Here is a 13,112-nt window from a genome sequence, read left to right on the forward strand (position 1 = left end):
ATGCGAAAGCCCCCTGCGAGCCTCTCGCGGGGGGCTTTTTGCTGCACGGCGATTATGATCACGCGATTGCACAATCGAATGATGGTAAACGCTGCTTACGCTTTCGCGCATGATACGGTAGGCAGGTGAACGGCGAATTCGCCGCCATCGCTTCAGTCTGCTCAAGGCCATCGTCATGACCGACCGACGTCCCCTGCTCCGCGCGCTCTACGACGCCGCCGTTGCCGCCGCACATCCGAATACAATTCTGGCGCCGCATCTGCGGCCGGCCCCAAAAGGACGCGTGATCTGCCTCGCCGCCGGTAAGGGCGCCGGCGCGATGGCCGCGGCCGCCGAGCGGCATTATCTCGACGTGCTGAAGCTCGCGCCGGAGCGGCTGGTCGGCATCGCCACCACACGCCACGGCTACGGTGTGCCGACCCGCCGCATCCGCGTGGTCGAAGCCGGCCATCCCGTGCCAGACGAAGCCGGCCTCAAGGGCGCGGCCGACACGCTCGCGCTCGCGGGCGAGGCCGGGCCCGACGATCTGCTTCTGGTGCTGCTCACCGGCGGCGGCTCGGCGAACTGGATCGCGCCGGTGGACGGCATCAGCTTTGCGCAGAAGCAGGCGGTCAACAGGGCGCTCTTGCGCTCGGGCGCGCCGATCGGCGAGATGAACGTCGTGCGCAAGCATCTGTCGCGGATCAAGGGCGGACGGCTGGCGCGCGCCGGCAGGAACGCCGCCGAGATCGTGACGCTCGCGATCTCCGACGTGCCGCATGACGATCCCTCCGCGATCGCCTCCGGCCCCACCGTGCCCGATCCGACCACGCTGGCCGATGCGCGCGCGATCGTGGCCAGGTACAAGCTCGATATCGACGATGCCGTGCGCCGCGCGCTCGACGATCCCAACAACGAGAGCTGCAAGCCTGATGATGCCGCCTTCGCGCGCGCGTCGTTCGAATTGATCGCGCGGCCCAAGCAGTCGCTCGACGCCGCGGTGAAGCTCGCCAAAGAGGCCGGCTACGAGACGATCGATCTCGGCGCCGATCTCGAAGGCGAGGCGCGCGAGGTCGCGGCCAGTCATGCCGAACTCGCGTTGCAGGCGCGCGCGCAGGGCAAGCGCATCGCGATCCTCTCCGGCGGCGAGCTTACGGTCACCGTGCGCGGCCAGGGGCGCGGCGGTCCGAACCAGGAATACGCGCTGGCGCTCGCCGCCCTGCTGAAGGACACGGCCGGCATCTCCGCGCTCGCGGGCGACACCGACGGCGCCGATGGTGGCGCCGGCCACCCCACCGACCCCGCAGGTGCGCTGATCGACGCGGCGACGTTTGCGAAGATGAAGGCGCTGGCGCTCCAGCCGCAGGCCTATCTCGACAACAACGACGCGACGGCGTTCTTCGAGGCGACCGGCGATCTGCTGATGCCCGGCCCGACGCTGACCAACGTGAACGATATCCGGGTGATCCTGGTGGATTGAGGCGCGCGCCTCACGCTCCGCTGTCATTCCCCGCGACCCGGCTACGCCAAAGCTTCGCCGGGGTTGAGGTCCAGGGGCGCCGAAGCTTTAGCGTAGGCGGCAAGCGGGGAATCCAGTACGCCGCGGCTTCTCCGTATCCCACAACCGTCTCTGGAATACTGGATCGCCCGCCTTCGCGAGCGATGACGGCGGAGTTTGTGGATTGGGCTTGCCGCAAGCCGGCGGCCGCCCCACAGCCGCGCGCCTCAAAACTCGTTGGCGATCTTCGAGAGCATCTCGATCAGGGCTTCGCGGTTGGCCTGGCCGAGCAGGTCGTTCAGCCGCGCCTCGTGCTTGGTGGCGACGAGCTTTTTCGCCCGCGTCAGCACGGCCTTGCCCTTGTCGGTCAGAACCAGGATATGCGAGCGGCGGTCGTTGGTGGAGCGGATCCGCGCGCAAAGGTCGCGGCTTTCGAGATTGTCGAGCAGGGCCACGAAATTCGGGCGCAGGATGCCGAGGGTGGAGGCGATCTCGGTCTGGTTACGCCCCGGGTTCTTCTCGACCAGCAGCAGCACCGAGAACTGCGCCGGCGTGAGCTGGAGCGAGGCCATGCAGCGCAGGAAGTTCTCGAACACCTTGAGCTGCGCCCGCTTCAGGACGTAGCCGAGCTGCTCGGAGAGCTCGCCGAGCTGGAGGGCTTCGGCTGCCCCCTGGGCCTCGGCCGCGTCCTTGCGGCCCTTGGCCGTGTCGGCAGGCTTTTCAGAGGACTTTTCAGCGGATTTGGAAACGGTCATCGCCTCGTGCTCGTAATCCCGCTAAATTCGGGACGGGTCGCCCCGCCCCTTGAAGTTATATTTGATAATTGTTATGGACCATATCAAATATCGCCAGCGCATTTCAATGGCTGTGAGCGGACCGTCCACCGCAATTGCGGAGACCGGTCCTTAATCTTTGAGGGGGAGCGTCCGGTCTTGAACACCACTATCATGCTGTTCCTGGTGCAGGACGGCATCACCAATGGCGCGATCTATGCGCTGCTCGGCCTCGCGCTGGTGCTGGTGTTCGCCGTTACCCGCGTGATCCTGATTCCCCAGGGCGAGTTCGTCACCTATGGCGCGCTGACCTATGCCTCGCTGGCCGCGGGCCAGATGCCGGGCACGGCAAAACTCGCGCTCGCCCTCGGCATCGGAGCCTTCGCCTTCGACCTGTTCGTGGCCCGCAAGGCGCTGCATGGCCGGCTGATCCTGCGCAGCGTCCTCACCAATATCGTGCTGCCCGGCATCGTGCTGGCGCTGACCGTTTATTTCGCCGCCCAGAAGCCGCCGGTGGCGATCTGCATCGTGCTGTCGCTGGTGATCGTGGCGATGATTGGCCTCTATCTCTACCGCGTCGCGTTCCAGCCGCTGGCGCACACCTCCGTGCTGGTGCTGCTGATCGCCTCGGTGGGCGTTCACCTCGCGCTGCAGGGACTGGGCCTCCTGTTCTTCGGCGCCGAAGGCCAGCGCGGACCTGCCGTGCTGTCCGGCTCTTTCACCGCCGGCGCGCTGCGCTTCACCGGCCAGAGCATCACCGTCTACGGCATCACCATCGCCTTCATCGTCGGGCTCTGGCTGTTCTTCGGCCTGACGCTCTACGGCAAGGCGCTGCGCGCGACCGCCGTGAACCGGTTAGGGGCGCGGCTGGCCGGCATCCGCACCACGCTGTCCGGGCAGATCGCCTTCCTGCTGGCGTCCGTCATCGGCGCGCTGTCGGGCATCATGATCGTGCCGATCACGACGCTCTATTACGACAGCGGCTTCCTGATCGGGCTGAAGGGTTTCGTCGCCGCGATCATCGGCGGCCTCGTCAGCTACCCCCTCACCGCCGTCGCGGCGCTGTTCGTCGGCATCGTCGAGGCGTTCTCGTCCTTCTACGCCTCCAACTACAAGGAAGTGATCGTCTTCATGCTGCTGATCCCCGTGCTGCTGCTGCGCTCGCTCGCCGCGCCCGCGGTCGAGGAAGAGAAGGACTGACGCCAAGATGCAGAGCCGGCTTCCCATCCTCGTCTTCGCGCTTGTCATGGCGGCAATCCCGTTTGTACCTGGCATGCCTCCGTTCTGGATCGTGCTGCTCGACAATATCGGCCTTGCCGCCCTGGTCGCGATGGGCCTCGTGCTGCTGACCGGCGTCGGCGGCCTCACCTCGTTCGGCCAGGCCGCCTTCGTCGGCTTCGGCGCCTACACCACCGCGGTGCTGTCGACGAGCTACGGCCTGTCGCCCTGGCTGACGCTGCCGTTGTCGCTCGTGGTCAGCGGATCGCTGGCGGTGCTGCTTGGCCTCGTCACCGTCCGCCTCTCCGGCCACTATCTGCCGCTCGGCACGCTCGCCTGGGGGCTGGGCCTGTTCTATCTCTTCAGCAAGCTGGAGTTTTTGGGCCGCAACGACGGCATCTCGGCGATCCCGCCGCTGTCGATCGGCGCGTACAAGATGCTCTCGCCCGGCTCGATCTATTACGCGATCTGGGTCGCCGTGATCCTCTCGGCCCTGCTCACGATGAACCTGCTGGACTCCCGCACCGGCCGCGCCATCCGGGCGCTGCGGCGCGGCCATATCGCGGCCGAGGCGTTCGGCGTGCACACGCCGCGGGCAAAGCTGCTGGTGTTCATCCATGCCGCGGTGCTGGCCGGCCTCTCCGGCTGGCTCTACGCGCACCTTCAGCGCGCGGTGAACCCGACGCCGTTCGGCGCGCAGGCCGGCATCGAATATCTCTTCATCGCGGTGGTCGGCGGCGCCGGTTATGTCTGGGGCGGCGTGCTGGGCGCGGCGATCGTCGTGGTCCTGAAAGAGGTGCTGCAAAGCTATCTGCCGCTGCTCCTGCCGGGTTCCGGCCAGGTCGAGACCATCGTGTTCGGCATCATGCTGGTGGCGCTGTTGCAACTCGCGCCCGGCGGCGTCTGGCCGTGGCTGATGTCGTTCCTGCCCGAGCGCACCAGTGGCAGGAAGCCGGACACCTCACTGAAGCTGGAGCAGCGCACCCGCGCGGCCGGCGAGGCCAGTGTCCTGCTCCAGGTCGAGAAGGCGCGCAAGCAGTTCGGCGGCGTGATCGCGGTCAACAACGTCTCCTTCGACGTCCAGGCCCGCGAGATCGTCGCGCTGATCGGGCCGAACGGCGCCGGCAAGAGCACGACGTTCAACCTGATCACCGGCGTGCTGTCGGCGACATCAGGGTCGATCTCGGTGCTCGGCAAGAAGGTCGACAACGCGCCGCCGCAGGAGATCGTCAAGCTCGGCATCTCCCGCACCTTCCAGCACGTGAAGCTGGTCCCCGACATGACCGTGCTGGAGAACGTCGCGATCGGCGCGCATCTGCGCGGCCATTCGGGGCCGATCGCCTCGATGCTGCGGCTTGACCGCGCCGATGAAGCAAAACTGCTGGCGGAAGCCGCCCGTCAGATCGAGCGCGTCGGCCTCGCCGACCAGATGCACCAGCTCGCAGGTTCGCTCTCGCTCGGCCAGCAGCGCATCGTCGAGATCGCGCGCGCGCTGTGCGTCGATCCGATGCTGCTGCTGCTCGACGAGCCTGCCGCGGGCCTCCGCCACATGGAGAAGCAGCAGCTTGCCAAGCTGCTGCGGGAGTTGCGCGACGGCGGCATGAGCGTGCTGCTGGTCGAGCACGACATGGGCTTCGTCATGAACCTGGCCGACCGCATCGTCGTGCTCGATTTCGGCACCAAGATCGCGGAGGGCACGCCCGCCACGATCAAGACCAATCCCGAAGTGATCAAGGCCTATCTCGGAGTGGCGGCATGAGCGCGCTGTTGTCCGTCACCGACGCGCATGTCGCCTATGGCAAGGTCGAGGCGGTGCGCTCGGTCTCGCTCGAGGTCGGGGCGAACCAGATCGTCACCATCGTCGGCGCCAACGGCGCCGGCAAGACGACGCTGCTGTCCGCCATCATGGGCATTTTGCCGCTGAAGGGCCGCGTTGTCTTTGCCGGCCAGGACCTCGCGCGGCTCGACATCGAGGACCGCGTCGCGATGGGCCTCGGCCTCGTCCCGGAGCACCGCGAATTGTTCGTGACCATGAATGTCGAGGACAATCTCGAGCTCGGGGCCTTCCGCATCGAGCGGGGCAAGGCGAAAGCCTCGATGGAGCGGGTCTACACGCTGTTCCCGCGGCTGAAGGAGCGGCGCAAGCAGCTCGCCGGCACGCTCTCCGGCGGCGAGCAGCAGATGCTCGCGATGGGCCGCGCGCTGATGGGCGAGCCGAAGCTCCTGATGCTGGACGAACCGAGCCTCGGCCTCGCCCCGATCATCGTCGCCGACATTTTCCGCATCGTCACCGAGCTGCGCGCCAGCGGCGTCTCGGTGCTGCTGGTCGAGCAGAACGCGCAGGCCGCGCTCAAGATCGCGGACCAGGCCTATGTGATGGAGCTCGGCGAGTTCGTGCTCAGCGGCAAGGCCAGCGACATCGCCGCGAACGAACGCGTTGCGGCGAGCTATCTCGGCTTCCAGCACGAAGGCGCGAGCGTGTCGTAGGTCTGCTAGCGGCGCTCACTGGCGTATCATCCGCAAAACTGTCATCGTCCGCGAAGGCGGACGATCCAGTACTCCGAGAAGACTGTGGTCGAATCGATAGGTCGCTGCGTACTGGATGCCCCGCCTTCGCGGGGCATGACACCGAAGAATACGACGAGATGCGCACCTAGATGCTCGCCGCCTTCTCCTCCTTCAACGCCGCCACCTCCGCTACCAGCTCGGCGATGCGCTGATCCCTCGCCGCCAGCGCGGCCGCGACATCCGCCGCGTCGAATTTCTGCGGAATGTGCTGCGGGCAGTTGGTGTCCCAGGCCGCGATCTTGAACAGGATCACCTGCTCGGGCCGCGCGCGGTATCCCTTGGGCATCAGCGACGTCGTGAGCGCATCGTCGTCCTCGACCACGCGCGCCTCGCCCCAGATCTTCACCCGGCGGCGATGGGCGTAGTCCATCACGAAGATGTAGGCTTTTGGATTTTCGGACAGGTTTCCCTGCGTGATGTATTGCCGGTTGCCGGCATAGTCCGTGAAAGCCAGCGTCTGCTTGTCCAGCACCTTCAAAAAGCCCTTCGGGCCGCCGCGGTGCTGGATGTAAGGCTGGCCGTCCGCCGCGGCGGTGGCGAAATAGAAGCTGTTGGCTTCAGCGAGGAACGTTGCGAGGTTCTCGTCGACCTCGGTGCGCCAGCCGCGCTGCTCGGCCTGCGCATAGCCTTCGCGTGATCCCTTTCGGGTCTGGATCGATTTCACCGCCGGCGTGAACGCCACGTCGCTGGCGTAGGTATGAGTTGCCGTCATCGGAAGCTCTCCTGGAATTCCGGCGCAAATCTGCGTCTTTCGACCGCTAAGGTGGCAACCTTCGGCTTCTAAAACAATCAGCCGGCTTGACACTTCATCATTGCAATATATGCAATAATGTCCATGGACCGCCTGGACGCCATGCACGTCTTCGTCACCGTCGCCGACCTGCGCGGCTTTGCGCCGGCGGCGCGCAAGCTGCACCTGTCGCCCTCGGCGGTGACGCGGCTGATCGCGGCGCTGGAAGAGCATCTCGGCGCCCGGCTGTTGCAGCGGACCACGCGGCAGGTGACCCTGACCGACGTCGGCACGCGCTACCTGGAACGCGCCCGGCGCATCCTCGCCGATGTCGAGGAGGCTGACGGCTCGGCGCGGGAGGAGCGCAACCGGCCGAGCGGGCGGCTGGTGGTGTCGGCGCCGGTCGGCTTCGGCCGGCTGCATGTCGGGCCGGTCATGACGGCCTATCTCAAGCGCTATCCCGAGGTTGCCGGCGAATTGCGGCTGTCCGACCATCTCGTCAATCTCGTGGAAGACGCCGTCGACGTGGCGGTGCGGATCGGCCATCTCGCCGATTCCACGCTGGTGGCCCGCCAGGTCGGCGAGATGCGGCGGATCGTGGTGGCCGCGCCGAGCTATCTGAAGCGCCATGGCGAGCCGAAGACGCCGGAAGCGCTCGCCTCGCACCAGACCATCCAGTTCGGCCCGGCGACCGAATGGCGTTTCCCGCATGACGGCCGCGACATCGAGGTGACGCCGTCGCCCCGTTTCATCAGCAACAGCGCGGATGCAGCGCTGCAATATGCCGAGGCCGGCGGTGGCGTGACGCGGGTGCTGGCCTACCAGGCCGCCGAGGGGCTGAAGCGGGGACGATTGAAAATCGTGCTGGCGAAATACGAGCAGCCGGCCCTGCCGATCCATGTCGTCTATCCGACCTCGCGCCTGCTCTCGGCCAAGGTGCGCGCCTTCATCGATCTCGTGGTGGAGACCGCGGAGTGGCGGTTTGGATAGCCTCACCCTCTCCGTCATGGCCGGGCATAGCCGTCCGAAGGACGGCGTCGCTTCCGCTCGCCTATGTCCCGGCCATCCACGTCTTTCTCACAAGGCTCGAAGAACGTGGATGCCCGGGACAAGCCCGGGCATGACGATGGAGAGAGCGGTGCTATCCCTTCTTCGGCACCACCCGAAACGTCCCGCTGGCGCGCGCGATCACGGTGTCGTCGGCCTTGACCAGGCACTGCGCGAAACAGATCGTGCTGCCGGTCTTGATCGCCTCGCCCTCGACCGCGAGCCATTGGCCGATCTCGGCGGCGCCGACGAAGTCGACCGACAACGAGATCGTCACGAAGGACGTCGTCCAGCCGGTCGCCTGTGCGCAGCTGTAACCCATGGCGGCATCGGCGAGCGCCGCGATCAGCCCGCCATGGATCAACCCGCGCGCGTTGGTATGCGGCCTGGCCAGGCGCAGGCCGATGATCACGGCCTTGTCGGTTTTCTTCGAATAGAGCGGCTCCCAGGGATCGGTGAGCGGGGCTTTGCGGAAATGCGGCTCGAAGCCGGCGGGAATGTCGGTGGGGGTCATGGCTGTCTCGCGTTGCTGGTTGGCGGCATTGAACGCGATAGGCGTGACGGACGCATCACCTACAAAGTTTTAAACGGAATTTGCGCGGGTGTTTGAAATGGGCTCCGTTGTCATTGCGAGGAGCTCTTGCGACGAAGCAATCCAGACTGTGTCCTCGGAGGGTCTCTGGATTGCTTCGCGGAGCCTGTCATCGGGCCGCGCTTTGCGCGGACCCGTTGGCTCGCAATGACGGAGGGTGCGGGACCGCCACGTTTCCTAGAACGGCAGCCCCACATAATTCTCCGACAGCGAGGTCATCGCGGCCTGCGAGTGCGTGACGTAGTCGAGCTCGGCGAGCTGGATGCGGGCGCCGATGCTGCCGGTGTCGGGGAATTTGTGCAGCATCGAGGTCATCCACCAGGAGAAGCGCACGGCCTTCCAGACGCGCGCCAGCGCCTTGGCGGAATAGGCGTCGATGCCGGCGCTGGACTTCTCATCGTAGAATTCGCGCAGCGCGCTCGACAGATAATGCGCGTCGCTGGCAGCCAGGTTCAATCCCTTGGCCCCGGTCGGCGGCACGATGTGGGCGGCATCGCCGCACAAGAACATCCTGCCGAAGCGCATCGGCTCGGCGACAAAGCTGCGCAACGGGGCGATGCTCTTCTCGATCGAGGGACCGGTGACGAGGCCGTCAGCCGCCTCCTGGTCGAGCCGGCGCTTCAATTCGTCCCAGAAGCGGTCGTCCGGCCATTGGTCGACGTGGTCGTCCAGTGAGCACTGCACATAGTGGCGGCTGCGCTTCATCGAGCGCATGGTGCAGAGCGCAAAGCCGCGGGCGTGGTTGGAGTAGATCAGCTCGTGGCTGACCGGCGGCGTCTCGGAGAGGATGCCGAGCCAGCCGAACGGATAGACCCGCTCGAACTCCTCGATCGCCGTGGCCGGGACGCTGGTCCGGCTGACGCCGTGAAAACCGTCGCAGCCGGCGATGAAATCGCAATCCAGCGTGTGGGTGACGCCGTCCTTGACCCAGGTTACGCGGGGATGATTGCTGTCGAAATCATGCGGCTGCACGTCCCTGGCCTCGTAGACCGAATTGAGGCCGGCCGCCTTGCGCGCGTTCATCAGGTCGAGCGTGACCTCGGTCTGGCCGTAGATCATCACCGTCTTGCCGGTCGCCGCCTTCATGTCGATGCGATGACGGCGGCCGGAAAAGGCGAGCTCGATGCCCTCATGCACCAGGCCTTCGGCATGCGCCCGCGCACCGGCGCCGACCTGGTCGAGCAGCGCGACGGTTCCTTCCTCGAGGAGACCGGCGCGGATGCGGCCGAGCACGTAGTCCGGGCTCTGCCGCTCCAGGATGAAATTGTCGATGCCGTAATGGTGCAGCAGTTGCCCAAGCAACAATCCAGCCGGCCCGGCCCCGATGATTGCGACTTTTGTCCGCAATACTTGCTCCACCCGATCCTGTAGGCTTTCGCTGCGGCTCGCTTGTCGCGTCGGTCCGCGCAAGATAATTATATAACATAATCGTTGGGCAAAAGGGGAGTGCGCCCGAGCACCGACAAATCCATGCAACATGGCTGACGTAGATGACGCGGCGGCACGCCGCGCCAGTTCCGGCTTGAACGCGCCGGCAAATTAGATAACATGTTAAATAACGAGACCGGGCCATCGAAGCCCGCCGTCGAAAACAGGGAGAGACGTGTGATGAGGAAAGCCTGTCTGGCTTTGTTGCTCGCAGCAAGCGTGACGCCCGCGTTCGCGCAGGACAAGACCTTCGATTTGAAGATCTCGCACTGGGTGCCCGCTTCGCATCCCCTCCAGAAATCGCTGGAAGACTGGGCGGCTGCGGTCGAGAAGGATTCCGGCGGCACCATCAAGGGCAAGGTGTTTCCGGCCCAGCAGCTCGGCAAGGCGTTCGATCATTACGACATGGCGCGCGATGGCATCGCCGACGTCACTTATGTCAATCCCGGCTATCAGCCCGGCCGCTTCCCGATCGTCGGCGCCGGCGAATTGCCGTTCCTGATCTCGGATGCCAAGGGCGGCTCGATGGGGCTGGACGCCTGGTATCGCAAATATGCCGAGAAGGAGATGAAGGACGTCAAGTACTGCCTCGCCTTCGTCCACTCGCCCTCCTCCTTCCACTCCCGCACCAAGAAGATCGTGACGCCGGAGGACGTGAAGGGCCTGAAGATCCGCCCGGCGCACGCCACCATGGCGAACTTCGTCACCTCGCTCGGCGGCACCAATGTGCAGTCCTCCGCGCCCGAAGTGCGTGACATCATCGAGCGCGGCGTCGCCGACGGCGTCACCTTCCCCTGGGGCTCGCTGGTGCTGTTCGGCATCGACAAGGTGACCAAGTACGACATGGAGGCGCCGCTCTACACCACGACCTTCGTCTTCGTGATCAACAAGGACAAGTACAACGCGATGTCCGACAAGCAGAAGGCCGCGATCGACAAGAACTGCTCGGTCGAGATGGCGGGCGTCGTCGGCGAGCACTGGGGCAAGTTCGAGGATGCCGGCATCGACAAGGTCAAGGCGGAATCCAATCATGAAGTCTACAAGCTGACACCCGAGCAGACCGCCGCCTGGAAGAAGGCCGCTGAGCCGCTGGTCAAGACCTGGTCCGAGGGCGCGAAAAAGGCCGGCGCCGATCCGGACGCAGCACTCGCGGATTTGAAGGCGTCGCTGAAGAAGTACAACGCGCTGGCGGAGTGAGGCCTGGTCACTAAGAACACGGCGGGGGGAGACATCTCGCCGCTGTTGTTCTGCAAGCGGGTTGAAGGTGAGGAGCGCACTCTGCTTCGTCCCCCTCTCCCCGCCTGCGGGGAGAGGGTTGGGGTGAGGGGGAGTCTCCGCGGGGACGGTGACAATTGGACTCGCGGAGAGTCCCCCTCACCCGCAAGCGGGGAGAGGCGAAGGGCGCGCCGGGTCGAAAGCAAGAATGACAGCACTTAAGGATCTCCCATGAAGCGCGCCTGGATGGATCGCTTTATCGACACGATCGAATGGATCGCGGCCGGCTTCGTCGGCCTCGTCGCGCTCGACATCTTCGTGTCGGTTCTGCTGCGCAACACGCTGAACTATTCGATCCCCGACAGCTTCGACATCGGCCGCATGCTGCTCGGCATCCTGATCTTCTGGGGCATCGCCGCGACCTCCTATCGCGGCACCCACATCACGGTCGACCTTGTCTGGGGCAATGTCGGGCCGCGCTATCAGCGCTGGATCGACGTGTTCGCAACCATGGTGCTGCTGTTCGTCGTCACGGTGCAGACCTGGACCCTGTTCGACAAGGTGCGCGGCACCTACAACGACAACGTCCAGACCTTCGACATGCACATGCCGACCTGGCCGTTCTTCGCGATCGCCTGGATCGGCGACGTCTCGGCCGTGCTGCTGATCGCGATCCGCACCTACCGGCTGATCTTCCATCCCGAAGAAATGCACGACCCCAAGCTGAAGGCGACGGAGTAATCATGAGCACCGATGCCGTCGCCGTTATCGGCTTCGTTTCCCTGTTTGCGTTGATGCTGCTGCGCGTGCCCGTCGGCATGGCCATGGGCCTCGTCGGCGTGTCCGGCTTCTCCTATCTGGTCGGCGCCACGCCGGCACTGAAGCTGGTCGGCCAGACCTCGATGCGAACGGTCACCGACTACACGTTCGGCGTCATCCCGATGTTCCTGCTGATGGGCTCCTTCGTCAGCAATTCCGGCATGAGCCGCGAGTTGTTCCGCGCCGCCAACGGCTTTGTCGGGCATTTGCGCGGCGGGCTCGGCATCGCCACCGTCGGCGCCTGCGGCGGCTTTGCCGCGATCTGCGGCTCCTCGGTTGCGACCGCCGCGACCTTCTCCGCCGTCGCCTATCCCGAGATGCGCCGCTTCGGCTATCCGCAGTCGTTCGCCACCGGCGTGATCGCGGCCGGCGGCACGCTCGGCGCGATGCTGCCGCCCTCCACCGTGCTGGCGGTCTACGGCATCATCACCGAGCAGGACATCGGAAAGCTCTTCATCGCCGGCATCATTCCGGGCCTGCTGGCGATGACCATGTACATGATCACGATCGCCCTGATCGGATACTTCCGGCCGGACTTCCTGCCCAAGGGCAAGGTGCTGCCGTGGCGCGAGCGCTTTGCCGGGCTGAAGGAGATCTGGGCGCCGGTCCTGCTGTTCGTCTTCGTCATCGGCGGCCTCTACGGCCTGCCCTTCCTGCCACGCTTCACGCCGACGGAAGCCGGCGGCGTCGGCGCCACCGGTGCCTTCATCATCGGCGTGCTGACCGGCCGGCTCGACCGCGAGAAGATTCTGGCCTCGCTGCTCCAGGCGACGCGCACCGCGGCCGCCGTGTTCACCGTGCTGATCGGCGCGCTGATCTTCGGTTATTTCCTCACGGTGACGCAGACCCCGCAGAAGGTGACGGAATTCCTCACCGGCCTCGGCCTCGGTCCCTACGGCGTGCTGGCGCTGATCATGGTGATGTATCTCGTGCTCGGCTGCCTGATGGACGCCATGGCGATGATCATCCTGACCGTGCCGATCATCTTCCCCGTCATCATGCATCTCGGCTTCGACCCGATCTGGTTCGGCGTCATCATCGTGATGACGGTCGAACTCGGCCTGATCCACCCGCCGGTCGGCATGAACGTCTTTGTCATCAAAAGCGTGGTGAAGGACGTCTCCTTCTCCACCATCTTCAAGGGCGTGATCCCGTTCGTGGCGACGGATCTGGTGCGGCTGGTGATCCTGATCGCCTTCCCGCTGCTGGCGACCTGGCTGCCGACACGGATGATGGCGCATTGAC

12 protein-coding genes are annotated in these 13,112 nt (G+C 65.4%); 8 read left to right on the forward strand and 4 right to left on the reverse strand.

Going from position 1 to position 13,112, the window contains the following annotated elements; translation table 11 throughout:
- The first annotated feature begins 175 nt into the window (after window positions 1-175).
- Window positions 176-1,459 (forward strand): glycerate kinase type-2 family protein, encoded by a 1,284-nt coding sequence (locus XI08_RS36945; protein WP_271578193.1) that lies wholly within the window; start codon window positions 176-178, stop codon window positions 1,457-1,459.
- A gap of 245 nt (window positions 1,460-1,704) precedes the next feature.
- Here XI08_RS36945 and XI08_RS36950 read toward each other — a convergent pair whose 3' ends face one another.
- Window positions 1,705-2,232, reverse strand: coding sequence for a MarR family winged helix-turn-helix transcriptional regulator (locus XI08_RS36950; protein ID WP_027543341.1), 528 nt, complete (start codon window positions 2,230-2,232; stop codon window positions 1,705-1,707).
- Between the two features lie 177 nt (window positions 2,233-2,409).
- Between XI08_RS36950 and XI08_RS36955 the strand changes: the two genes are divergently transcribed.
- Genes XI08_RS36955 through XI08_RS36965 form a run of 3 tightly spaced genes read left to right on the forward strand, consistent with a single transcriptional unit; the run spans window position 2,410 to window position 5,955 of the window.
- Entirely contained in the window at window positions 2,410-3,450 is a 1,041-nt protein-coding gene (locus tag XI08_RS36955; RefSeq protein WP_025575788.1) for a branched-chain amino acid ABC transporter permease, read from the forward strand.
- A 7-nt stretch (window positions 3,451-3,457) separates the two neighbouring features.
- Entirely contained in the window at window positions 3,458-5,227 is a 1,770-nt protein-coding gene (locus XI08_RS36960) for a branched-chain amino acid ABC transporter ATP-binding protein/permease (RefSeq protein WP_271578194.1), read from the forward strand.
- Window positions 5,224-5,955, forward strand: a complete 732-nt coding sequence (locus tag XI08_RS36965; RefSeq protein ID WP_271578195.1) for an ABC transporter ATP-binding protein — start codon at window positions 5,224-5,226, stop codon at window positions 5,953-5,955. The genes XI08_RS36960 and XI08_RS36965 overlap by 4 nt, the downstream gene beginning before the upstream one ends.
- A gap of 166 nt (window positions 5,956-6,121) precedes the next feature.
- On the opposite strand, the gene XI08_RS36970 is transcribed toward XI08_RS36965, so the two are convergent.
- Entirely contained in the window at window positions 6,122-6,748 is a 627-nt protein-coding gene (locus XI08_RS36970; protein WP_271578196.1) for a pyridoxamine 5'-phosphate oxidase family protein, read from the reverse strand.
- Between the two features lie 123 nt (window positions 6,749-6,871).
- Between XI08_RS36970 and XI08_RS36975 the strand changes: the two genes are divergently transcribed.
- Entirely contained in the window at window positions 6,872-7,756 is an 885-nt protein-coding gene (locus XI08_RS36975) for a LysR family transcriptional regulator (RefSeq protein WP_027543344.1), read from the forward strand.
- A 151-nt stretch (window positions 7,757-7,907) separates the two neighbouring features.
- Here XI08_RS36975 and XI08_RS36980 read toward each other — a convergent pair whose 3' ends face one another.
- A complete protein-coding gene (locus tag XI08_RS36980; protein WP_271578197.1) occupies window positions 7,908-8,327 on the reverse strand; it encodes a PaaI family thioesterase in 420 nt (139 codons plus the stop codon).
- Window positions 8,328-8,582: 255 nt separating this feature from the next.
- Window positions 8,583-9,752 carry a 4-hydroxybenzoate 3-monooxygenase gene (gene pobA / locus XI08_RS36985; protein WP_271578198.1) on the reverse strand — a complete coding sequence of 390 codons (1,170 nt, stop codon included), beginning with the start codon at window positions 9,750-9,752 and terminating at the stop codon, window positions 8,583-8,585.
- Between the two features lie 261 nt (window positions 9,753-10,013).
- On the opposite strand from pobA, the gene XI08_RS36990 reads away from it, so the two are divergent.
- The 3 genes from XI08_RS36990 (at window position 10,014) to XI08_RS37000 (ending at window position 13,111) form a co-directional block, all read left to right on the forward strand.
- The gene (locus XI08_RS36990) at window positions 10,014-11,030 is read left to right on the forward strand and encodes a TRAP transporter substrate-binding protein (RefSeq protein WP_027543347.1); all 1,017 of its coding nucleotides are present in this window, start codon (window positions 10,014-10,016) and stop codon (window positions 11,028-11,030) included.
- Window positions 11,031-11,279: 249 nt separating this feature from the next.
- Window positions 11,280-11,789, forward strand: coding sequence for a TRAP transporter small permease (locus XI08_RS36995; protein WP_271578199.1), 510 nt, complete (start codon window positions 11,280-11,282; stop codon window positions 11,787-11,789).
- Between the two features lie 2 nt (window positions 11,790-11,791).
- On the forward strand, window positions 11,792-13,111 hold the full coding sequence (locus XI08_RS37000; protein WP_025575307.1) for a TRAP transporter large permease: 1,320 nt from the start codon (window positions 11,792-11,794) through the stop codon (window positions 13,109-13,111).
- Window position 13,112: the final 1 nt, after the last annotated feature.

The organism is Bradyrhizobium sp. CCBAU 11361, assembly GCF_028128935.1.
GTDB classification, from domain to species: domain Bacteria; phylum Pseudomonadota; class Alphaproteobacteria; order Rhizobiales; family Xanthobacteraceae; genus Bradyrhizobium; species Bradyrhizobium niftali.